The following is a 19,705-nucleotide window of genomic DNA, read 5'->3' on the forward strand; positions in this document are numbered from 1 at the left end:
TTTTGCGCGTGCTTGAGCGCACCGACGGTGGGCATGCAGACGATGCCCGCATCGCGCAGGCGGCCAATCACCTTCTTGTCCGGCCCCCGGCCATAGCTGACGGCGCGCAGCTTGTGCTTGACCGCCAAGTCCAGCAACTGCTGCGCGTTGGGCTGGAACATGTGAAAGTTCAGGCCAAACGGGCGGTCGTCCGTCAGCTGGCGGATGCGGATGATTTCATTCTCGATCTGGTCGGCGGCAATGGTGGCGCCCGCCAAAAAGCCAAAGCCACCGGCCTTGGTGGTGGCCACCACCAGCGACGATCCGGCCACCCAGCCCATCGCGGTCTGCACGATGGGGTAGCGGCAGCCCAGCAAATCGCATAAGGGCGTGCGCAGGTCATGGGGCTGGCTCATGCTCTGCCATCCTTCTTGTTGGCCTGCACCATCGATTTGGCATCGTGTCCACCCAGCTGCCCAGCGCCCAGCACCTGGCTGTGGGCATGGGCAAAGTGGTGGTAGCCAAAGGCCATGTCCATGGTGCTGCGCAGGCCCTGCAATTCCTCGACGCGGTTGACCACGGTCTTGGTCAGCGCCAAGCCCAGGCGTGGCTGCTTGGCGATGCGGGCGGCGATGTCGTAGGTCTGGGCTTCGAGTTCATCGCGTGGCACCACGCGGTTGACCATGCCCATCATGTAGGCGCGGTCGGCCTTCATGCGCTCGCCCAGGAACAAGAACTCCTTGGCGATGCGCGGGTTCAGCTCATGGACATGGGCGAAGTATTCAACGCCCGGAATGCCCATGCGCACCACCGGATCCTGGAAAAACGCATCCTCGCTGGCCACAATCAGGTCGCACACCCAGGCCAGCATCAAGCCCCCGGCCACGCAGGCGCCCTGCACCATGGCAATGGTCGGCTTGGGAATGTCGTGCCAGCGCCGGCACATGCCCAGGTACACCTCCTGCTCGCGCGCAAACAGCTGCTCGGCGCCGGGCTTGTTGGTGTGGTCCCACCACAAGCTCTCGCGCTCGAACGGTTTGTTGATGTCGCGCCCGGGGGTGCCGATGTCGTGCCCGGCGCTGAAGTGCTTGCCCGCACCACGCAGCACAATCACCTTGACGCTGTCGTCATCGACCGCACGCCGAAAGCCTGCGTCCAGCGCGTAGGTCATCTGCGAGTTCTGCGCGTTGTTGAAGTCAGGCCGATTCATGGTCAGCGTGGCAACGCCCTCTGCGGCCTGGTACAGCACGGGCGCATCGGTCTCATAGACCGCGTTGTCTTGGCGCTGCACAAAGGCGTCACCGGGGTCAGTGTGGTTCATGGCAGGGGCTCAGCTCAAGACCGAGGCGCGCAGGTTGTGGGGGTCCAGCCGGGCCAGCAGGGCCAGTTGGTTCTCGGTGGGGGCGGCGGTCTCGGGCACGTCTGCCGGGATGTGCAGTGCAAAGCCGGTGGCTTCCTGCACCTGGGCAGGGGTCACGCCGGGATGCACCGCGCGCAGCCGCACCTGGCGATCCGGGCCACCAAAGTCGAGTACCGCCAGGTTGGTGAAGATCAGGCGCACGTCGATGTCGTCCAGGCTCCAGCCGCGGGCCAGCCGCGCCGGGTTGTAGCCCACCGAGGCCACCATATCGACCTCGCCCGCCACAAACACCTTGGTGCTGTGGTTGGGCACGAAAAACGAGTTGGCGTGGCTGATCGAGTTGCCCGGAAAACCGCGCACGCCCAGCATCATGGATTTGGGCTTGTGGTAGTCGCTGCCAATCATGGAGATGTTGGCCTGGCCAAAGCGATCCACTTGCGTCGGCCCCACCATGGCGTGGCGCTTGCCGCTCCACACGTTGTCAAAAATGCGGGTAAAACCCATCCAGCCCTCGCGCCGGGGTTCGTAGCCATTGCGCGGCCCGATCGGCACCGGCTCGCGCACCAGCCAGGCTTCCGAGTCGGTCATCATCAGATCGGGGTTGCTCGACAACATGCTCAGCGATGCCGCCAGCCGGGGCACGATGCCGATGCCGGTGGCCAGCACCTCGCCATCGTCTTTCCACGCCTCGGATGCGGCGCAGATGATGCGGTCTACCAAAGAAAATTCACTCATCACAGCCCCCGTCAAAACACTGGCAGCGCCAGCTTGCGCACCGCATCGATACCACCCACGCGCTCCAGATACTCGGCGTCGGTGCAATGGACATAGCGCTCGGCATATTTCTGCCACCCGCCCTCTTCCTTGGCACTGGCCACGTATTCCTTGAAGTGCTTGACGTCAAAGCCATACAGCGGCGCACACGAACTCGGGTGCGCCCCCACAGGCAAGTGCACTACGGCGGTGGTGTGGGCACGCTCCCAGAACACCGAGCGCGACTCTTCGCTGCTGTCAAAAAAGCTGCTGTCCACCAGCTCGTCACAGCTGACCACAGTGTCCTTGGCGGCGCGCGCAAACAGCTCGTCCATGTAGATGTCGGGGCCCTTGATCTGGCAGACGCCACGGGCATCGGCACGGTCCACGTGCAACAGCGCCACATCCAGCGGCAAGGCGGGCATGGCCACCCATTGACGCTCGTCGTAGGGGGAATCGATCAACCGGATGCCAGGATTGCGCGGCAGCACATCGGTGCCCAGACCAATGCGGGTGGGAACGAAAGGCACGCGCATCGCGGCAGCCTTCAGGCCCAGCAGCATCATTCCCTCGTCGATTTCCATCACCTCCAGGCTGCCGCTTTGGCGCGCCTGGCGAAAGTACGGCTCCAGCGGAATGAAATCCAGCGTCACGAAGGCAAAAATCAGCTTCTTGACCTTGCCAGCGGCACACAACATGCCGACATCGGCGCCGCCGTAAGCCACCACGGTCAAGTCTTTCACCGGGCTGCGCAAAATCTCGCGGATCAGCGCCATCGGCTTGCGCCGGGGACCCCAGCCGCCAATGCCCACGGTCATGCCGTCCTTGATTTGCGCCACCGCCGCTGCGGCGCTCATTTGTTTATTGGCCATCACGGGTCTCCGGGTCAAGCAGCAGCGCTGGGCTGCCCGATGCTGAAATCGTGGCCCCACAGGCTCACACGGGTAAATTCATGCACGACGTGCTCCTGCCAATCGATCACTGCACCGCCGTAGCCGTACTCGATGTCAAAGCCCGAAGGGGAACGCATGTAGAAGGACGTCATCCGGTCGTTGGTGTGCTGGCCCAGCGTGGCGGTCTGTTGCACCTGGTGTGCCTGCATGCGGTCCATGGCACGGCCCACTTCGGGCATGTTTTCCACTTCAACCATCACATGCACGCAGCCGCTCTCGACCGGGAACCCGGCCAGCGCCAGGCTGTGGTGGCGGCCGTTGTTGCAGTGGAAAAAGTGGATGGGCAGGGTCGGGCCATCCGGGCCGGCAGGCTGGAAATTGAGCAAATCCGACAGCCCGAAACCCATCACCTGGGTGAAAAACGCCACCGTCTTGTCAAAATCCGGTGCGGGCAACACGGTGTGGCCCATGCCAATGTTGCCGGTGACAAAGCGCGAGACGCCAGCAGGCGAGGCAAAGTGCGCAAAGTCCGAGCGAAAGCCCCACACCAGTTCGTGGCGGTTGCCCGAGGGGTCTTTGAACGCGGCCACCTGCTGCACGCAGCGCAGGCGGCAATGGGCGGCGTCGCCCATCACCACGTCCACGCCCGCGTCGTTCAGCACGCGCAGCGCGGCATCAAAGTCGGCGCGGGTGGTGACTTCCCAGCCCGAAACCACGTAGGCATTGCGCGCACCCGGCTGCACCGCAAACCGGAACTGCCGCTCGTCCATGCGCACATACAAGCCGCCGTCGGGGGATGGCGCCGTCATCATGCCCAGCACGCCTTCGGCGTACTGCTTCCACTGCGCCACGTCGGTGGTTTCTGCCACGACGTAGGCCAGACCGCTGATATTCATCATTTACGCTTCTCCTGGCTTTGCACGAATAAAGCCGATGCGGTCGATTCTGGTCAGCGCCCCCCCCTGCGGCATCGTCCGTTGAGACTAACGAAAAGCGCCATCCGCCCTGTGCGTTGCCACATGCCGTGGCAGGGGGAGTCCACCGGCCATCGCCCCTGCCCGTGGTGGATGCAGCGCCCGCGCCCGCGCCGCGCATTGGCGCTGGCGCGGGTGACTTCAATGGCACGCATGTTTTTTGGCCAAATCAGGCTCCAGCCCTTTCCCATAAAGCGCCAGCAGCTCTTTTTTTAATAGCAATTTCCTCCTTCGGCTCAACCTGCCATGTCAACACCGGACAACCTGGCACATCATCCAATCACCATTTCGACCGAAAGAAACCAATGAAAAAACAAACCGGCATTGCCTTGGCCGTCACCGCAGTGGTGGCCGCAGCGGGGCTGTATGCCTCGCCCTACTGGACCCTGCACTCCATCGCCAAAGCCGTTGAAAACAAAGATGCGGCTGCCGTGGCCGAGCATGTGGACTTCCCCGCGCTGCGCGAAGACCTCAAGGGCAAACTGCTGCTCAGGATGCAGGGCCCGCTGAACCAGCCCGAGATGGCCAACAACCCCTTCGCCGGTGTGGGCCAGATGCTGGCCGCAGGCATGGTCAACCAGATGGTGGAGGTGTTCGTCTCCCCGGCGGGCGTCATGCTGATGCTGGAAAAAGGCCAACCCAGCATGAAGCCCCAGATCGGTGGCCCTGAAGATGCAGGTGGCGACCAGAAGCGGCCCCGCTTCAAGGTGCGCTACAACGGATGGTCAAAGGTGTATGTCCATCCTGAAAACCAAAAAGGCGGCTTCATTTTCCGCCGTGATGGGCTGCTGTCCTGGAAGCTGGTGGCCATGGATATTCCCGAACTAGACCGGCAATAACGAGCGACCATCGGTTGTACTGAGAGCTAACGGATATCCATCACGTCGGTCTTTGTTGCGCGCCCAGGCAGCTGCATTGCCCGGCCATCGTCTATGCCACTGGCGGACATGGCAACCACTCCGGTGCGGCGCATGCGTGCCAATTCTTAGCAATGGGAAGATGCACCTGATTTTTGGTCAAATCAGGCTCTGGCGCTTACGTGGTAAGCGCTAGCAGCTTCGCTTTTAATAGCAAAAAACCCGCTGCCGTGAAGGCAGCGGGTGGACAGGCCCAAGGCACCGGACGCCACAACGCCCGGTGCATGCGGAACCATCAGGCGGTGGCAGTGGCAGGTGCGGCGCTGTAGCGGGCATAGCTGGTGTAGCCCGCAGCGCCCGGCGTGTAGAGCGTCTTGCGGTCAAAGCGCGACAGCGGCTGGCCTGCGCGCAGGCGTTCCACCAGATCGGGGTTGCCGATGAAATGTCGCGCAAACGACAGCGCCGCGCCCGCGTAGTCCTGCAAAGCGGCCTCGGCGTTGTCTGGCTCAAAGCCGTCGTTCAGGATCAGGTGCGGGCCAAAATGCTGGCGCGCCAGCGCAAAGGCGTCCAGCTGCGGCGTGGGCGCGCGCATCACGTGCAGGTAGGCCAAGTCCAGCGTGGCAGCCTGGCGCATCAGCTCAGCGTGTGTGGCGGCGGAGTTCTCGTCGCTGGTGTCGTTGTAGGTGTTGCCCGGGTTCAGCCGCAGGCCGACGCGCCCGGCACCGATGGCAGCGGCCATCTCGCGCAGGCATTCGAACGCAAAACGCGCCCGGCCAGCGGCGTTGCCGCCGTACTCGTCGGTGCGCACATTGGTGCCCGAACTGAGGAATTGCATCGGCAAATAACCGCTGGTGCCGTGCAGCTCCACCCCGTCAAAACCGGCTTCGCGCGCATTGCGGGCTGCCTGGGCGTATTCCTGCACCACGGCCCGCACCTCGGCGGTGCTCAAGGCGCGGGGCATGTCGTAGGGCTGCATCCCGGCGCTGTCGGTGACCACTTCGCCCGCAGCCTGCAACGCCGAGGGCGCCACCGTCTCCACCCCTGCGGGCTTGATATGGTGGCTGCCAATGCGGCCGCCATGCATGATTTGCAGCACGATCAGGCCACCGCGCGCATGCACAGCATCGGTCACGCGGCGCCAGCCCGCGATGTGCGCGGGCGTGGCAATGCCCGGCTGGCGGCAGTACGACTGGCCCGCCGCGCTGGGCCAGGCGCCCTCGGCCACGATCAGCCCGGCGTCGCCGCGCTGGCCGTAGTACTCGGCCATCAGCGCGTTGGGCACGCCGTCGGCATCGGCGCGGTTGCGCGTCATGGGCGCCATCACGACCCGGTTGGCCAGGCGCAAATCGCCCAGCGGCAACGGTTCAAACAATGTGTTCATGGGGCTTGTCTCTCTTGCAGATTCGCGGGTGTGCGGCGGCGCGCTCAGCGCACCCGCATCTTGGGTGCGGGGGTGCCACGGCGCATGGTGACCAGGAACTGCTCCAGCGGCGCGGGCGGCGCCACTTCGGGCAAGGTGTCCTTGTCGGGACGCTGCGCCCAGAACTCTTTCCAGCTGGGAAACAGTTCATGGAAGGTGCCGCTGTAAGGCTGCCTGCCCGGCCAGCGCATCTTCATGTCGCCAATGGGTGGCTTGTTCAGGTCGGTGGCGTACCAGTAGCACGGCAGGCGGCGGCGGAAGTACCACTGACCGTCAATGCGCTCGTAGTCGTCCCAATACAGCATCTGCATGATCACCCACTCGGCGCCGCACTCATGCTCGTTCTTGGAGTAGACAACGCCAGTGGCGTGGTCGGCATCCGCGAACTCGATGAGGTGCTGGCCCAGGTGGTGCGAGGTGCCGGTGAACTGCTCGCGCAGGGTGTCCGTCTGCCAGGCCTTGAAGTGCGCACGGCCCACCTTGTCTTTGCCGACACGGATGTCGGGTGCAAACAGGTTGACGTGCGCGTCCATGTCGCGCATGTCCAGCGACAGCGAGTACCGGCCCGCCAGCTGGCGGATGGCATCCAGGGATTCCAGCCGATCTACCCGTTCTTCCAGCGATGCGGGCCACGCCATGTTGCCGCCCGCCATCACAGCGCCGTGACCAACACAGCGGAGCGGCCACCGTCCACCGGCAAGGCTGCGCCAGTGATGTAGCTGGCTTCGTCGCTGGCCAGGAACAGGATGGCGTTGGCCAGTTCCACCGGTTGGCCGACGCGGCCCATCGGGATCAGCTTCTCGGTGTTCTTGCGGCTGGCCTCGTCGGACAGCATGCCGGCGGTGGCCGGGGTCTCGACCACGGCTGGAATCACCACGTTCACCCGCACGCCTGCGGGAGCGCCCTCGGCTGCGGCAGCGCGCGAGAGGTTGTCCACCGCCGCCTTGGCGGCCGAGTAGCCGGCCATCCAGGGGGTGCCGAGCTGGCCGCAGATGGAGGAAACGTTGACGATGGAGCCGCCCTTGCCGTCGGCCTTCATCAGCTTCAGCGCGGTGCGCGTGCCCCAGAAGGTGCCGTCCACGGTGGTCGTGAAGTTGGCATGCCAGTCGTCGGTGGACATGGCGTCCAGTGCGCCCCAGGTGTAGGCCATGGCGTTGTTCACCAGCACGTCCAGGCGGCCATGGCGCTGGGCCGCGCCTTCGATCGCGCCCACATACTGGGCCTCGTTGCCAACGTCGGCCACCACGGCCTCGGCCTGGCCGCCGGTGGCCCGGATCTGGGCCACCACGGCGTCCAGCGGTTCCTGGCGGCGGCCACAGATCACCACGGTCGCGCCTTCATCGGCCAGACGCTGGGCGGTGGCGGCACCGATGCCGCTGCCGCCGCCGGAGACGAAGGCCACCTTGCCTTGCAGTCGCTTGCTCATGTTCTCACTCCTCACAGGAAGGCGCTGCCGCCGTTGACCGCCAGGTTCTGGCCGGTGACAAAACCGCTGTCATCGCTGGCCAGGAACAATGCCACCCGCGCAATGTCCTCGGGCTCGGCCATGCGGCCCATGGGAACGCCCTTGATGATGGCGTCCGTCCACTCCTGCGGAATGCTTTGCATCATGGGCGTGTTGGTCGGCCCCGGCACCAGTGTGTTGACGCGAATGCCCTGCGCTGCCAGCTCCTTGGCCATGCTGCGGGTCAAGCCCATCAGCGCCGCTTTCGAGGCGCAGTAATGCGCTGGCCCGTCGCCCGACGCTGCTGCCGTGCTGGCCACATTGATCACCACGCCGCGCGTGCCAGCCTTTTGCATGGCGCGCACCGCCTGGCGGGCGCAGTAGAAGGCACCATTGAGGTTCACGTTGATGACGCGCGCCCAGGTCTCGTCGGGAATGTCGGCAAACGCATCGACCGAACCAATGCCAGCGTTGTTGACCAGCACATCGACACGGCCAAAAGTAGCCACCACCTCATCGACCAGCGCCGCCACGGCAGCGCTGTCGCCCACATTCAGGCTGCGCGCGATGCTGCGCCCGCCCAGGCCGTCGAGCGACTGCTGCGCTGCTTCCAGGTTCAAGTCCAGCGCCACCACGGTGGCGCCCTCTTGGGCAAAGCAGCGCGCAATGGCGCGCCCCATGCCTTGGCCTGCGCCCGTCACCAGGGCTACCTTGTCTGTGAGTCTCATGTGTGCTCCTATAGGGTTAGAGCACCACAGCTTAGGGACGCCTTTTGTTTGCACCATCGTCCAAGCAGACTACACCCGAACGGTGGTTGAGCAGCGCCCCGCACGTCAGGGCATGAGCCGGTAACCCACGGCTGTCTCGGTGAGCAAATGGCGCGGCTGGGCAGGAAGCTCTTCGAGCTTCTGGCGCAGATTGCCCATGTACACGCGCAGGTAATGGTTGTCTTCGATGTGCGATGGGCCCCACACGGCCTTGAGCAGCTGGTAGTGGGTCAGCACCTTGCCGGCATTGGCGATCAGGTGGGTGAGCAGGCGGTATTCGATGGGCGTGAGGTGCACCGGCAGGCCCTGGCGCAGAACACGCCGTTGCACCAAATCCACCTCCACCTGTCCGAAGCGGAACGGGACAGGCTCGGCGCCGTTGCGTGCGGCATGCGCTTGGCTTCTGCGCAGTGCCACGCGCACCCTGGCCATCAGTTCACCCACACCGAAGGGCTTGGTGAGGTAGTCGTCGGCGCCTGCATCGAGCGCAGCGATCTTGTCGGCCTCATCCGATCGCGCCGAGAGCACGATCACCGGCACACCCGACCAGGTACGCAAGTCCTTGAGGTAGTGGACACCGTCATCGTCGGGCAGGCCCAGGTCGAGAATGACCAGATCGGGGCGGCGCGTACCGGCATCGATGAGGCCCTGGCGCACAGTGCCTGCTTCGTGTACCTGCCAGCCTTCGGCCTGCAGCGCAACGCGCACAAAGCGGCGGATGGAGGCTTCGTCCTCAACGATCAAGGCGACGGGGGATGGTTCAGTGGTCATGGGTGGGTGCGGCTGTCGTAGGCTCGGGCTCGTCTTCGGTCTCTGGTGCTGGCAGGCTGGGCGGCGTTCCCAGCGGCAGGCTCAGGCAGAAAGAGGCACCGCTCTGGGTACCGCGCTCAGCCCAGATGCGGCCCTGGTGCGCAGTCATGATGGCACGGCAGATTGCAAGGCCCAGGCCCACGCCGGGGATGCTGGACTCGCGCTCGCCGCGCGTGAACTTCTCGAACAGCACTTCGGCGCTGCCCGGCGGCAAGCCGGGGCCGTTGTCGCTCACGCACAGCACCAGATCGGGGGCTCGCACGCTGGCACTGAGGGTGATCACGCTGCCTGGGGGCGTGTACTTGATCGCGTTTTCCAGCAGGTTGCACAGCACGCGCTCAATGAGCACCGCATCCAGATGCACCATGGGCAGGCCGGCAGGCACATCGGTGCGCACGCTGTGGCCCGAAAGCGCACTCTGCATCGCCTGTAGCGCGCTGCCTACCACCTCTTCCACAGGCTGCCACTGTCGGCGCAACTGCACGGCGCCGCTTTGCAGGCGCGCCATATCAAGCAGGTTGTTCACCATGGCGTTGATGCGCTGCGCCTCCTGGCGCAGCGCGGCGGCCATGTCGCGCCCCTGCGGAGGCAGCGCGGGCATGGCCGCCAGCGTATCTGCCAGACCATAGACCACAGCCAGCGGCGTGCGCAGGTCGTGCGAGAGGGCCGACAGCAGCGAGCTGCGCAGGCGCTCGGACTCGATGTTCACCACCGCCTCCTGGGCCACTGCGACATAGTGCACGCGCTCCAGCGACTGGCCGACGATGCGCGCGTAGGTTTCAAGCTGCTCACGCAGCTCGGGCAGCATCACACTGCGTGTGGAACCGGGGCGCAGCGCCAAAACGCCGCGCGTGCGCATGGATGCCTTCAGCGGCAGGTAGAGCCAGGCGCTGCCGGGCAATGTGTCGGTGAACATGCCAGCGGCCTGACCGTGGTCCAGCGCCCAGCGCGCAGTGCCCATATCGGGCTGATCGGCGCTTGCCAGGGCAGCCTGGCGCGGCGAAGGCTGCAGCCGGTCCTGATCGTCCAGTGCGTACACCAGCACCAAGCCCTGCACCTCGTGGGACAGACTTTGCTCGGCCAGTTGCAGCACCTGCTCGGCCTGCAAGGCGCTGGCCAGCTCGCGTGTGAGCTCGAACAGGCGGCGCGCACGCCGCTCGCGCTCGCCCGCCACCTGGGCCTGGTAGCGCAGGCCCGCCGTGAGTTGGCCGATGACCAGGCCCACCGCCAGCATCACGCCAAAGGTCATAAGGTACTGCACGTCGGACACGGCAAAGCTCATGCGCGGCAGGACAAAGAAAAAGTCCAGCAGCCCCACGCTCAAAAAGCTGGCCAGCACCGCCGGACCGCGCCCCAGCCGCAGCGCCACGCCGACCACACACAGCAGGTACAGCATGACGATGTTGGCGGTATCGAAGTGCCATTGCAGCGGCCAGCTCAGTGCGGTGGCCGCCACACATGCAGCTGCGGCCAAGCCATAGCGCCGCACGCCATTCGCCCAACGGCGCTCGCGCTCCTGTGCCTGGGCGCCGGGCGCTCCCAGCGGCGGTGCCGGTTGCGGCAAGCGGGGGGTGGCCACGGATATCAGATCCAAATCGGCACCACCATCGGCCAGCCTGCGGGCCAGGGACTTGCCGCCCAGCCAGCGCCGCCACCACACCAGCGGCACCTCGCGTCCGAGCACCAGCTTGGCCAGGTTGTGCTCGCGCGCGTAGGCGATCAGCGTGGAGGCCACGTCCTGCGCCGCCAGCACCGCCGTGGTGGCACCCAGGTCAGCCGCTAGCCGCACCACGCGCAAGATGCGCTCGCGCTGCACAGCAGGCAGGCGCCGCAGCACCATGGTTTCCACATGGACCGCATGCCAAGGCACACTGAGCTGCTGGGCCAGTTGCGCAGCGCTGCGCACCACACTGCCTGCGCCAGGCGAGTCACTGATGGCGCAGAGGATGGCACCATCGGTCTTCCAAACCTGGCCGATGCGCTGGGTGCTGCGCCAGGCTTGCACATCGTCCTCGACGCGATCGGCCGTGCGGCGCAGGGCCAGCTCGCGCAAGGCCATGAGGTTGCCCTTGCGAAAGAAGTTGCGGGCCGCACGCTCGGCCTGGGCACCCAAGTACACCTTGCCAGCTTTGAGGCGCGCAATCAGCTCCTCGGCGGGCGTGTCCACCATCACCACCTCGTCGGCACGATCAAAGAAGGTGTCTGGCAAGGTTTCCTGTACACGGATGCCAGTGATACCGCTCACCACGTCATTCAGGCTTTCCAAGTGCTGCACGTTGAGCGTGGTGTAAACGCTGATGCCGTTGGCCAGCAGTTCCTCCACGTCCTGCCAGCGCTTGGGGTGGCGCGAGCCAGGCACATTGGAATGCGCCAGCTCATCGACCAGGATGAGTGCGGGGCGGCGCGCCAAAGCGGCATCGAGATCGAACTCCGGCAACTCTTTGCCGCGATAGGACACGGCCCGGGCAGGCAGTTCGGGCAGCCCGCTCAGCAGCGCCTGGGTGTCGGCACGGCGGTGCGTCTCCACCACACCCGCGAGCACATCCACACCCTCGCCGTGCAGCTTGCGCGCGGCTTGCAGCATGGCGTAGGTCTTTCCCACACCGGCAGACGAGCCAAAGTAGATGCGCAGCTTGCCACGCGCAGCAGCGGCTTCGGCATCGCGCATCTGTGCCAGCAGCGCATCAGGGCTGGGGCGGCGGTCGTGGGGTGCATCCATGGATCAGGAGTATTTCACTGTCAGCACTTATTCAAAAACCCTTGCTCAACCCCAGCACCAGGGCTGCCTTGCCCAGGCGTTTGGCATCCGCACCAGCGGCATTGCCCGCCTGGTAATACGCGCTCCTGGCGTTGGTGCCGACGATGGCGACGGACAGGTTGACACCAAACACCTCCTTGGACACCGACACTTTGGCATCGCTGTAGGACAGGTCGGCATAGTTGCGCACCGCGACGTGACCGGCGTGCAACCCCACAGTGACGCCCTGGCCCAGATCCACGTTGTAGTTCAGATCCAAGTACAAACTGCCCCGGGAACCGCCATGGGGTGCCAGGCTGCTGAAGTAGGCGTACCCTGCGGAACCGCCGTTCAGGCCAAAGTAATCGGTGACGGCATACGACAGCTTGGCCGAGAACGGGCCATGGCTAACGCCCACATACAAGTCCACGTTGTCGTACTTTTGTGTGCTGGCCACTCCTAGCGCACGGTTCATGCGCGCACCAGGGTAGATATAGGCCAGGGCACCGAGGTCCAGCACCACGCCAGGCGCCACCTCCAGTTTCACGCCGCCATACAGGTCCCACTCCAGGGCCGAACCGTTGTTGTAACTGTTGCCAGACACATTGGACGCCCAAGTGCCCAGGTACAACCCGCTGCGGTGTACATAGTCCAGACCGCCCTGCACGGCAGGCAGGCGCCAGGTCTGGCTGATGCCGCGAAAGCGGTAATCGCTGACCAACCCCACATTGCCGGTGATGGCATGTTCCGGCGCCGCAGGAACGGCGCTGGCGGATTGATCGGCCGCAGGGGCAGGCGCTTGGGCCTGCGCACCAACGCACAAAAGAGCCTGGGCGGCAGCGAAGGCGAGCGCACAGATGGTGCGTGTTTTCAAGGTAAACATGGGGTAATTGATAAAAGTAGCTCTGACCGGCCCACTGGCGACCAGGAAAACCCGCCAGGGCAAAGCACAAAAGGGAACGGCGTTGGACGATTCAGCGCTGGGCGTCCAGCGCCAGATTGAGCTGAAGCACATTGACACGCGGCTCACCCAGCACCCCCAGGTCACGCGCCTGGGTGTGGCGCTGGATCAGGTCTTGCACCTGTGCCAGCGGCCATTGGCGCTCGCGCGCCACGCGCGCGGCCTGGAACTGTGCCGCCGCCACGCTGATGTGCGGGTCCAGCCCGCTGGCCGACGCCGTCACCAAATCCGCTGGCACCGCCTGCTGGTTGCCCGGGTCAGCGGCACGCAGCGCGGCGATGCGCTCCTTGACCGCCTCGGCCAGCACCGGGTTCAGCGGCCCCTGGTTGGAGCCGCCCGAGCCAGCGGCGTTGTTGGGCATGGGCGCCGTGGCCGAGGGCCGGCCCCAGAAATAGCGCGGTGCGGTGAAGTGCTGGCCAATCAGATCCGAGCCAACGACTGTGCCGTTGCGCTCAATCAGACTGCCTGCAGCCTGGTGCGGAAACATCGCCTGGCCCACGCCAGTGACCGCCAAGGGATAGACCAGTCCGGTGACGGCACTGAGCAGCGCGAAGGTCACCAGCGCGGGGCGTAGCAAATTTTTCATGAAGACTCCTTGGGCCAGAGGGCCTCAAATCAGGTGGGTGGCCACCAGAAACATATCGATCAGCTTGATGCCGATGAAAGGCACGATGAGCCCGCCCACACCGTAAACCGCCAAATTGCGGCGCAGCAGCACGGCGGCCCCCACGGCGCGGTAAGGCACGCCCTTGAGGGCCAGCGGAATCAGCGCCACGATGATCAAGGCATTGAAAATGACCGCCGACAAGATGGCCGACGAAGGGCTGTGCAAGCCCATCACGTTCAGCGCCGCAAGCTGCGGATACACGCCGACAAACATGGCCGGGATGATGGCGAAGTACTTGGCCACATCGTTGGCAATCGAGAACGTGGTCAGCGAGCCGCGCGTCATCAGCAGTTGTTTGCCGGTCTCGACGATCTCCAGCAGCTTGGTGGGGTTGGAGTCGAGGTCCACCATGTTGCCGGCCTCCTTGGCCGCCTGGGTACCGCTGTTCATGGCCACGGCCACATCGGCCTGGGCCAGCGCGGGTGCGTCGTTGGTGCCATCACCCGTCATGGCCACCAGGCGGCCTTCGGCCTGGTAGTCGCGGATCAGGCGCAGCTTGGCCTCGGGCGTCGCCTCGGCCAGGAAATCGTCCACCCCGGCCTCGGCGGCAATGGCGGCAGCCGTCAGGCGGTTATCGCCCGTGACCATCACCGTTTTGATGCCCATGCGGCGCAGCTCGGCAAAGCGCTCCTTGATGCCGCCCTTGACGATGTCCTTGAGCTCCACCACGCCCATCACACGGGTTTCATCGGCCACCACCAGCGGCGTGCTGCCCCGGCGTGCCACGGCTTCCACCGCGCCCTGCACCTCGGCGGGAAATAGCCCACCACGCGCTTCGATATGGCGGCGCACGGCATCAGCCGCACCCTTGCGAATGCTGCGGCGCGGCGCGGCGGGGTCGCCAAAATCGACGCCGCTCATGCGCGTCTGCGCGGTGAAAGGCACAAAGTGCGCTTGCAGGCCCGCCAGCTCACGTTCGCGCAGGCCAAAGCGCGTCTTGGCCAGCACCACGATGCTGCGGCCCTCGGGCGTTTCGTCGGCCAGCGATGCCAATTGCGCCGCGTCGGCCAGTTGCTCCTCGGTCACGCCCGGCGCAGGCATGAACACGCTGGCCTGCCGGTTGCCCAGGGTGATAGTGCCGGTCTTGTCGAGCAAAAGCACGTCCACGTCACCCGCCGCTTCGACGGCGCGGCCCGAGGTGGCAATCACGTTGGCCCGCATCATGCGGCTCATACCTGCCACGCCGATGGCCGACAGCAGGCCGCCAATGGTGGTCGGGATCAGGCACACCAAGAGGGCTACCAGCGCCGTGACCGACACCACCGTGCCCGCACCCGCCGCCTGCACGCTGAACATCGAATAGGGCAGCAGCGTGACCGTGACGACCAGAAACACCAGGGTCAGCGCCACCAGCAAGATCGTCAGGGCGATTTCATTCGGTGTTTTCTGGCGCTTGGCGCCTTCCACCATCGAGATCATGCGGTCCAGGAACGACTCGCCCGGGTTCACGGTGATGCGCACCACCAGCCAGTCCGACAGCACGCGCGTGCCGCCCGTGACCGATGAAAAATCCCCCCCCGACTCACGGATCACCGGCGCCGACTCGCCTGTGATGGCGCTTTCGTCCACCGACGCCACGCCTTCGATGACTTCGCCGTCGAGCGGGATGGTGCCCATATCTCCGGCTTCAACCAGCACCACATCGCCCTTGCGCAACTCGCCCGACTGCACCGGATGCCATTGGGCGCCATAGCGTGGCTCGTGCAGTTTGCGCGCCCAGGTCTCGGACTTGAGCCCGCGCAGCGCAGCCGCCTGGGCTTTGGAGCGGCCCTCGGCCAGCGCCTCGGCAAAGTTGGCAAACAGCACCGTGAACCACAGCCACAGCGCCATCGCCAGGATGAAGCCCGAGCCCTCGCTACCGGCCACGGCGGCACTGCCCAGGCTCAGCAGCCACAGCACGCTGGTGAGAATGCTGCCCGCATAGACAACGAACATCACCGGGTTGCGCCACTGCACGCGCGGATCCAGTTTGGCGAAGGCCTGCACCAGCGAGGGCCGCAGCAAGGCCGGATCGAGAAAAGAAAGTGTGCTTTGCGTATTCATGGAGTGGACTCCCTCAAGCCTTCCAGAGCATCAGATGCTCGACGATGGGCCCCAGGGCCAGATTGGGAATGTGATTGAGCAGCCCGACCAGCAGCACCACCCCGATCAACAGCCCCACAAACAGCGGCCCGTGCGTAGGCAAAGTGCCGCTGCCGGTGGGAATGCGGTTCTTGGCGGCCAGGCTGCCCGCCAGGGCCAGCACGGGAACGATCACACCAAAGCGCCCCAACCACATGGCAATGCCCAGCAGGGTGTTGTAGAACGGCGTATTGGCCGACAGACCCGCAAAAGCGCTGCCGTTGTTGTTGGCCGCCGACGTCAGGGCGTAAAGGATTTCCGTAAAACCATGCGCGCCAGGGTTGGCCACGCCCAGGCGCCCGCTGTCGGACAGCACCGCCACGGCCACGCCCACCAAAACCACCAGCGGCGTGATGAGCAGCGCGATGGACACCATCTTCATCTCGTGGCTGGCAATCTTCTTGCCCAGGTATTCGGGGGTGCGACCGATCATCAGCCCGGCGATGAACACCGCCAGGATGGCAAATGCCAACATGCCATACAGGCCTGTGCCCACGCCGCCGAACACCACCTCGCCCAGTTGCATCAGCACCAGCGGCACCATGCCACCCAGCGGCGTGAACGAGTCGTGCATGGCGTTGACGGCACCGCACGACGCCGCCGTGGTGACCGCCGCGAACAGCGCGCTGGAAACCACGCCAAAGCGCGCCTCTTTGCCCTCCATGTTGCCGCCGCCCTGCAAGGCATGAACGCTCTGGTCCACACCCAGCGCAGCCAGCTGCGGGTTGCCCGCCTGCTCGGCGGAGGTGGCAGCGACCACCGCCACGGCAAACAAAATGGCCATGGCCGCCAAAATGGCCACGCCCTGGCGCGAATCCCCCACCATCTGGCCAAAGACAAAACACAGCGCTGCCGGAATCAGAAAGATGGCCAGCATCTGCCCCAGGTTGGACAGTGGCGTCGGGTTTTCATAGGGATGGGCCGAGTTCGCATTGAAGAAGCCGCCCCCATTGGTGCCCAGCAGCTTGATGGCCTCCTGCGACGCCACCGGCCCCATGGCCAAGGTCTGTGTTGGCGTGGTAACAGTCTCCATCAGCGGCTGGCCAGCGGCATCTTGCAGCGGCTGGCCCTGCGCATCCAGCCTGGCTTGCTGGTAGCTCGTGGCCTCCAGCGTGGACACTTCCTGGTAGCCGCTCAGGTTCTGGATCACGCCTTGCCCCACCAGGAACAGCGCGAACACGAACGACAGCGGCAGCAGCACCCACAGCGTGGTGCGCGTGATGTCTGCACAGAAGTTGCCAATGCCGCTTGCCAGTCGGATGTTGAAACCACGCACCAGCGCAAAAGCCACGGCAATGCCGGTGGCGCCGGAGACAAAGTTCTGCACCGTCATCACCAGCATTTGGGTGAGGTAGCTCATCGTCGTCTCGCCGCCATAGCCCTGCCAATTGGTGTTGGTGACAAAGCTCACGGCGGTGTTGAACGCCGAGTCAGGCGACACTGCCCCCATTCCCTGCGGGTTCAGCGGCAGCCACTGCTGCGTGCGCTGCAAGCCGTAGGCCACCAGCAGGCCGATGAAGTTGAACAAAAGCAGCGCCAGCGCATAGCGCTTCCAGGACATGTCCTCGGCGGGCTTGACGCCTGCGGCCCGATAAAAAACCCCTTCCACTGCCGCCATCCAGCGCGGCAAGCGCCCTTGCGCCACGGCGGCGAGCCAGCGCGACAGCGGCCACGCCAGCACCAGCAACAAGCCCAAAAACAAGGCCAAATTGGTCCATGCCAGAGAAGTCATGTCAGAACTCCTCGGCGCGCACCAGCGCAACGACCAGGTAAATGAACAGACCGGCAGCCGCCAGCCCACTGCACCAGTACAGCGCGGTCATTGGCGACCTTCCAGCGCGTGGCAGGCTGCCACCAGCCCCACTGCCAGGGCAAAAAGCACAGCGCCCAGCCCCCCAAAAATTGCATCCATTGCATTGCTCCCCATTGCGGATTTCCGATGGAAAGAGCTTAGGAGCGCAGGCATCAACCCCCTGTAGAGATTACGCTGTGGGGTATCAAGAATGCGTAAAGACACCCTCGATACAGGAGAAACCCCGATGACAAAGAACCGAATCCCCACCCTGCTGGCCTGCGCCAGCGCCGCCTTGCTGGCGGCCTGCACCAGCGCGCCCGGCACAGGGCCTTCGGCGCTGTCCAGCCCGGGCCCGCGTGGTGGTGTGTGCAACGCAGCGCCCGCGCAAAGCTTTCGGGGCCAATCGGCCACGGCGTCCGTGATGGAGCAGGCGCGCGTGGCCTCGGGCGCTGCGATGGCGCGGGTGCTGCACCCGAAGCAGGCCACGACACGGGAGTTCAACAACGAGCGGCTGAACCTGCTGGTGGACGGCAATGGCCGCATCACGGCCCTGCACTGCGGCTGAGGGCGGTCGCCGCCGCCATACCTCGTGCCCCTCGGCGCTCAATCGGCCAGAAACAGCGCCTGCAAGTCGCTCAAAAAGTCAAAGCCGCGTTCGGTGGGGCGCACATGGGCCAGATCGCGCTCGATCAGGCCCTTGCGCTCGGCCTCGGCCAGCGCTTTGGCAATCGCCGTCAGGGGCAGGCCGGTGCGCTCGGTGAAGTCTTGCAGCGCAAAACCCTCGCGCAGGCGCAGCGCGTTGAGCATGTATTCAAACGGCAGATCGGCACGGCGCACGTCCTCGTCCTGGGCCATGGCGTGGCCCGCCAGGGCGTGCTCCATGTACAGACGCGGGTCGCGAAAGCGCGTCTGGCGCACCACGCGGTGGGCAAAACTGAGCTTGCTGTGCGCCCCCGCGCCAATGCCCAAATAATCGCCAAACTGCCAGTAGTTGGTGTTGTGCAGGCAGTGGTGGCCAGGGCGCGCGTAGGCCGATATTTCGTAGCGCTGCATGCCCGATTGGCCTGTCAATTCGGTGATGCGGTCGAGCATGGCGTAGGCATCGTCGTCCGGCGGGATGGCGGGCGGGTACTTGGCGAAGTACGTGTTGGGCTCGATGGTCAGGTGGTAGATCGAGATGTGCGGCGGCGCCAGTGCCAGCGCGGTGGCCAGGTCTTCGTCCAGCTCGGCCATGGTCTGGCCCGGCAGGGCGTACATGAGGTCGAGGTTGAAGGTGTCGAAGGCCTGCGCTGCCTCTTCGACCGCCGCCAGCGCCTGGGCACGGTCGTGGACGCGGCCCAGCGCGCGCAGGTGCCGGTCGTTGAAGCTTTGCACGCCCACCGACAGCCGCGTGACGCCCGCCGCGCGGAAGGCACGGAAACGGTCTTTCTCGAAGGTGCCGGGGTTGGCCTCCAGCGTGATCTCGCAGCCCGGCGCCAGCGGCAGGCGCGCACGGATGTCGCCCAGCAGCCGGTCTATGGCCTGCGGTGAGAACAGGCTGGGCGTGCCGCCACCAATGAAGATGCTTTGCACCGCCCGCCCCCACACCAGGGGCAGCGCCGCTTCCAGGTCGGCCATCAGGGCGTCGAGGTAGCGCTGCTCGGGCACGCCGCCCTCGCCCTGCCATTCGTGCGAGTTGAAGTCGCAGTACGGGCATTTTTTCAGGCACCAGGGCAAATGCACGTACAGCGACAGCGGCGGCAGGCTGGTCAGTTGCAGCAGGCCCGCGCGCATGTAGTGCTGGATGTCGCGCACGGGAGCGCCCTGCGGCGCGGCGGGGGTGATGGGGATGTGCATGACAATATCAAAAATGATAGCTGCTAGCGCTTATCTGCAAACGCTTTCAGCATGAAAACTATCTCAAACGACCCACTGGTGAGCGCAAGCAGCTCACTTTTTTGATGCACCTTACAGCCAGCGCTCGCGCAACAAGGCCAGCATTTGCTGCGATGAGCGACCACGGTGGCTGTGCGCGTTCTTCACTTCGGTGGGCAGCTCGGCAAAGGTTTTGCCGAATTCGGGCAGGAACATCACCGGGTCAAAACCAAAGCCGCCGTCGCCGCGCGGGGTGCGCAAAATCTCGCCCGCCACGCGGCCCACGGCAATCAGGGGCTCGGGGTCTTGCGGG

The 19,705-nt window shown here is 65.1% G+C and carries 20 protein-coding genes; 2 read left to right on the forward strand and 18 right to left on the reverse strand.

The features are described from left to right. From PHX69_RS07670 to PHX69_RS07690, 5 genes are all read right to left on the reverse strand, one after another. The coding region (locus PHX69_RS07670) for a nitronate monooxygenase (protein ID WP_288043163.1) at positions 1 to 395 on the reverse strand (395 nt) is incomplete at its 3' end. Further along, on the reverse strand, positions 392 to 1,300 hold the full coding sequence (locus tag PHX69_RS07675; protein WP_288043164.1) for an enoyl-CoA hydratase: 909 nt from the start codon (positions 1,298 to 1,300) through the stop codon (positions 392 to 394). The genes PHX69_RS07675 and PHX69_RS07670, both read right to left, overlap by 4 nt. Positions 1,301 to 1,309: 9 nt before the next feature. Further along, positions 1,310 to 2,074 (reverse strand): CoA-transferase subunit beta, encoded by a 765-nt coding sequence (locus PHX69_RS07680; RefSeq protein ID WP_288043165.1) that lies wholly within the window; start codon positions 2,072 to 2,074, stop codon positions 1,310 to 1,312. 11 nt (positions 2,075 to 2,085) lie between these two features. Next, complete coding sequence (locus PHX69_RS07685; protein WP_288043167.1) at positions 2,086 to 2,964, reverse strand: CoA transferase subunit A; 879 nt, start codon at positions 2,962 to 2,964, stop codon at positions 2,086 to 2,088. A gap of 14 nt (positions 2,965 to 2,978) precedes the next feature. Beyond that, the gene (locus PHX69_RS07690) at positions 2,979 to 3,884 is read right to left on the reverse strand and encodes a VOC family protein (RefSeq protein ID WP_288043168.1); all 906 of its coding nucleotides are present in this window, start codon (positions 3,882 to 3,884) and stop codon (positions 2,979 to 2,981) included. Positions 3,885 to 4,264: 380 nt separating this feature from the next. Between PHX69_RS07690 and PHX69_RS07695 the strand changes: the two genes are divergently transcribed. Beyond that, the gene (locus tag PHX69_RS07695; protein ID WP_288043170.1) at positions 4,265 to 4,798 is read left to right on the forward strand and encodes a DUF2939 domain-containing protein; all 534 of its coding nucleotides are present in this window, start codon (positions 4,265 to 4,267) and stop codon (positions 4,796 to 4,798) included. A 313-nt stretch (positions 4,799 to 5,111) separates the two neighbouring features. Here the strand turns inward: PHX69_RS07695 and PHX69_RS07700 are convergent, their stop codons facing one another. From PHX69_RS07700 to kdpF, 11 genes are all read right to left on the reverse strand, one after another. Next, positions 5,112 to 6,197, reverse strand: coding sequence for an alkene reductase (locus PHX69_RS07700; protein ID WP_288043171.1), 1,086 nt, complete (start codon positions 6,195 to 6,197; stop codon positions 5,112 to 5,114). A 44-nt stretch (positions 6,198 to 6,241) separates the two neighbouring features. Continuing rightward, positions 6,242 to 6,874, reverse strand: coding sequence for a nuclear transport factor 2 family protein (locus PHX69_RS07705; RefSeq protein WP_119012922.1), 633 nt, complete (start codon positions 6,872 to 6,874; stop codon positions 6,242 to 6,244). 14 nt (positions 6,875 to 6,888) lie between these two features. Beyond that, positions 6,889 to 7,662, reverse strand: coding sequence for an SDR family NAD(P)-dependent oxidoreductase (locus PHX69_RS07710; protein ID WP_119012866.1), 774 nt, complete (start codon positions 7,660 to 7,662; stop codon positions 6,889 to 6,891). An 11-nt stretch (positions 7,663 to 7,673) separates the two neighbouring features. After that, positions 7,674 to 8,408 carry an SDR family NAD(P)-dependent oxidoreductase gene (locus PHX69_RS07715; RefSeq protein ID WP_288043173.1) on the reverse strand — a complete coding sequence of 245 codons (735 nt, stop codon included), beginning with the start codon at positions 8,406 to 8,408 and terminating at the stop codon, positions 7,674 to 7,676. 105 nt (positions 8,409 to 8,513) lie between these two features. Next, positions 8,514 to 9,218, reverse strand: coding sequence for a two-component system response regulator KdpE (gene kdpE / locus PHX69_RS07720; RefSeq protein ID WP_119012868.1), 705 nt, complete (start codon positions 9,216 to 9,218; stop codon positions 8,514 to 8,516). Then, positions 9,208 to 11,976: a DUF4118 domain-containing protein gene (locus tag PHX69_RS07725; RefSeq protein WP_288043175.1), complete on the reverse strand. Its 2,769-nt coding sequence runs from the start codon at positions 11,974 to 11,976 to the stop codon at positions 9,208 to 9,210. Before PHX69_RS07725 ends, kdpE begins: the two co-directional genes overlap by 11 nt. A gap of 31 nt (positions 11,977 to 12,007) precedes the next feature. Beyond that, positions 12,008 to 12,877 (reverse strand): TorF family putative porin, encoded by an 870-nt coding sequence (locus tag PHX69_RS07730; protein WP_288043177.1) that lies wholly within the window; start codon positions 12,875 to 12,877, stop codon positions 12,008 to 12,010. A 91-nt stretch (positions 12,878 to 12,968) separates the two neighbouring features. Beyond that, positions 12,969 to 13,541 carry a potassium-transporting ATPase subunit KdpC gene (kdpC, locus tag PHX69_RS07735; RefSeq protein WP_288043178.1) on the reverse strand — a complete coding sequence of 191 codons (573 nt, stop codon included), beginning with the start codon at positions 13,539 to 13,541 and terminating at the stop codon, positions 12,969 to 12,971. Between the two features lie 24 nt (positions 13,542 to 13,565). Continuing rightward, the gene (gene kdpB, locus PHX69_RS07740; RefSeq protein WP_288043180.1) at positions 13,566 to 15,665 is read right to left on the reverse strand and encodes a potassium-transporting ATPase subunit KdpB; all 2,100 of its coding nucleotides are present in this window, start codon (positions 15,663 to 15,665) and stop codon (positions 13,566 to 13,568) included. Between the two features lie 13 nt (positions 15,666 to 15,678). Further along, on the reverse strand, positions 15,679 to 17,475 hold the full coding sequence (gene kdpA / locus PHX69_RS07745) for a potassium-transporting ATPase subunit KdpA (RefSeq protein ID WP_288043181.1): 1,797 nt from the start codon (positions 17,473 to 17,475) through the stop codon (positions 15,679 to 15,681). Position 17,476: 1 nt separating this feature from the next. Beyond that, positions 17,477 to 17,566, reverse strand: coding sequence for a K(+)-transporting ATPase subunit F (gene kdpF / locus PHX69_RS07750; RefSeq protein ID WP_119012874.1), 90 nt, complete (start codon positions 17,564 to 17,566; stop codon positions 17,477 to 17,479). 216 nt (positions 17,567 to 17,782) lie between these two features. On the opposite strand from kdpF, the gene PHX69_RS07755 reads away from it, so the two are divergent. Continuing rightward, entirely contained in the window at positions 17,783 to 18,103 is a 321-nt protein-coding gene (locus PHX69_RS07755) for an I78 family peptidase inhibitor (protein WP_288043182.1), read from the forward strand. A 38-nt stretch (positions 18,104 to 18,141) separates the two neighbouring features. Here PHX69_RS07755 and hemW read toward each other — a convergent pair whose 3' ends face one another. Both hemW and PHX69_RS07765 read right to left on the reverse strand, forming a co-directional pair. Further along, complete coding sequence (gene hemW / locus PHX69_RS07760; RefSeq protein ID WP_119012876.1) at positions 18,142 to 19,374, reverse strand: radical SAM family heme chaperone HemW; 1,233 nt, start codon at positions 19,372 to 19,374, stop codon at positions 18,142 to 18,144. Between the two features lie 111 nt (positions 19,375 to 19,485). Next, on the reverse strand, positions 19,486 to 19,705 hold a 220-nt coding region (locus PHX69_RS07765), incomplete at its 5' end, for a non-canonical purine NTP pyrophosphatase (RefSeq protein WP_288043183.1).

Origin of the sequence: Simplicispira sp. (assembly GCF_028687295.1) — a bacterium.
GTDB lineage: Bacteria > Pseudomonadota > Gammaproteobacteria > Burkholderiales > Burkholderiaceae_C > Simplicispira > Simplicispira metamorpha.

Coding starts and splice junctions, on each gene's coding strand:
- PHX69_RS07675 (WP_288043164.1), bottom strand. CDS start 1,300: ATGAACCACACTGACCCCGGTGACGCCTTTGTGCAGCGCCAAGACAAC.
- PHX69_RS07680 (WP_288043165.1), bottom strand. CDS start 2,074: ATGAGTGAATTTTCTTTGGTAGACCGCATCATCTGCGCCGCATCCGAG.
- PHX69_RS07685 (WP_288043167.1), bottom strand. CDS start 2,964: ATGGCCAATAAACAAATGAGCGCCGCAGCGGCGGTGGCGCAAATCAAG.
- PHX69_RS07690 (WP_288043168.1), bottom strand. CDS start 3,884: ATGATGAATATCAGCGGTCTGGCCTACGTCGTGGCAGAAACCACCGAC.
- PHX69_RS07695 (WP_288043170.1), top strand. CDS start 4,265: ATGAAAAAACAAACCGGCATTGCCTTGGCCGTCACCGCAGTGGTGGCC.
- PHX69_RS07700 (WP_288043171.1), bottom strand. CDS start 6,197: ATGAACACATTGTTTGAACCGTTGCCGCTGGGCGATTTGCGCCTGGCC.
- PHX69_RS07705 (WP_119012922.1), bottom strand. CDS start 6,874: ATGGCGTGGCCCGCATCGCTGGAAGAACGGGTAGATCGGCTGGAATCC.
- PHX69_RS07710 (WP_119012866.1), bottom strand. CDS start 7,662: ATGAGCAAGCGACTGCAAGGCAAGGTGGCCTTCGTCTCCGGCGGCGGC.
- PHX69_RS07715 (WP_288043173.1), bottom strand. CDS start 8,408: ATGAGACTCACAGACAAGGTAGCCCTGGTGACGGGCGCAGGCCAAGGC.
- kdpE (WP_119012868.1), bottom strand. CDS start 9,218: ATGACCACTGAACCATCCCCCGTCGCCTTGATCGTTGAGGACGAAGCC.
- PHX69_RS07725 (WP_288043175.1), bottom strand. CDS start 11,976: ATGGATGCACCCCACGACCGCCGCCCCAGCCCTGATGCGCTGCTGGCA.
- PHX69_RS07730 (WP_288043177.1), bottom strand. CDS start 12,877: ATGTTTACCTTGAAAACACGCACCATCTGTGCGCTCGCCTTCGCTGCC.
- kdpC (WP_288043178.1), bottom strand. CDS start 13,541: ATGAAAAATTTGCTACGCCCCGCGCTGGTGACCTTCGCGCTGCTCAGT.
- kdpB (WP_288043180.1), bottom strand. CDS start 15,665: ATGAATACGCAAAGCACACTTTCTTTTCTCGATCCGGCCTTGCTGCGG.
- kdpA (WP_288043181.1), bottom strand. CDS start 17,475: ATGACTTCTCTGGCATGGACCAATTTGGCCTTGTTTTTGGGCTTGTTG.
- kdpF (WP_119012874.1), bottom strand. CDS start 17,566: ATGACCGCGCTGTACTGGTGCAGTGGGCTGGCGGCTGCCGGTCTGTTC.
- PHX69_RS07755 (WP_288043182.1), top strand. CDS start 17,783: ATGACAAAGAACCGAATCCCCACCCTGCTGGCCTGCGCCAGCGCCGCC.
- hemW (WP_119012876.1), bottom strand. CDS start 19,374: ATGCACATCCCCATCACCCCCGCCGCGCCGCAGGGCGCTCCCGTGCGC.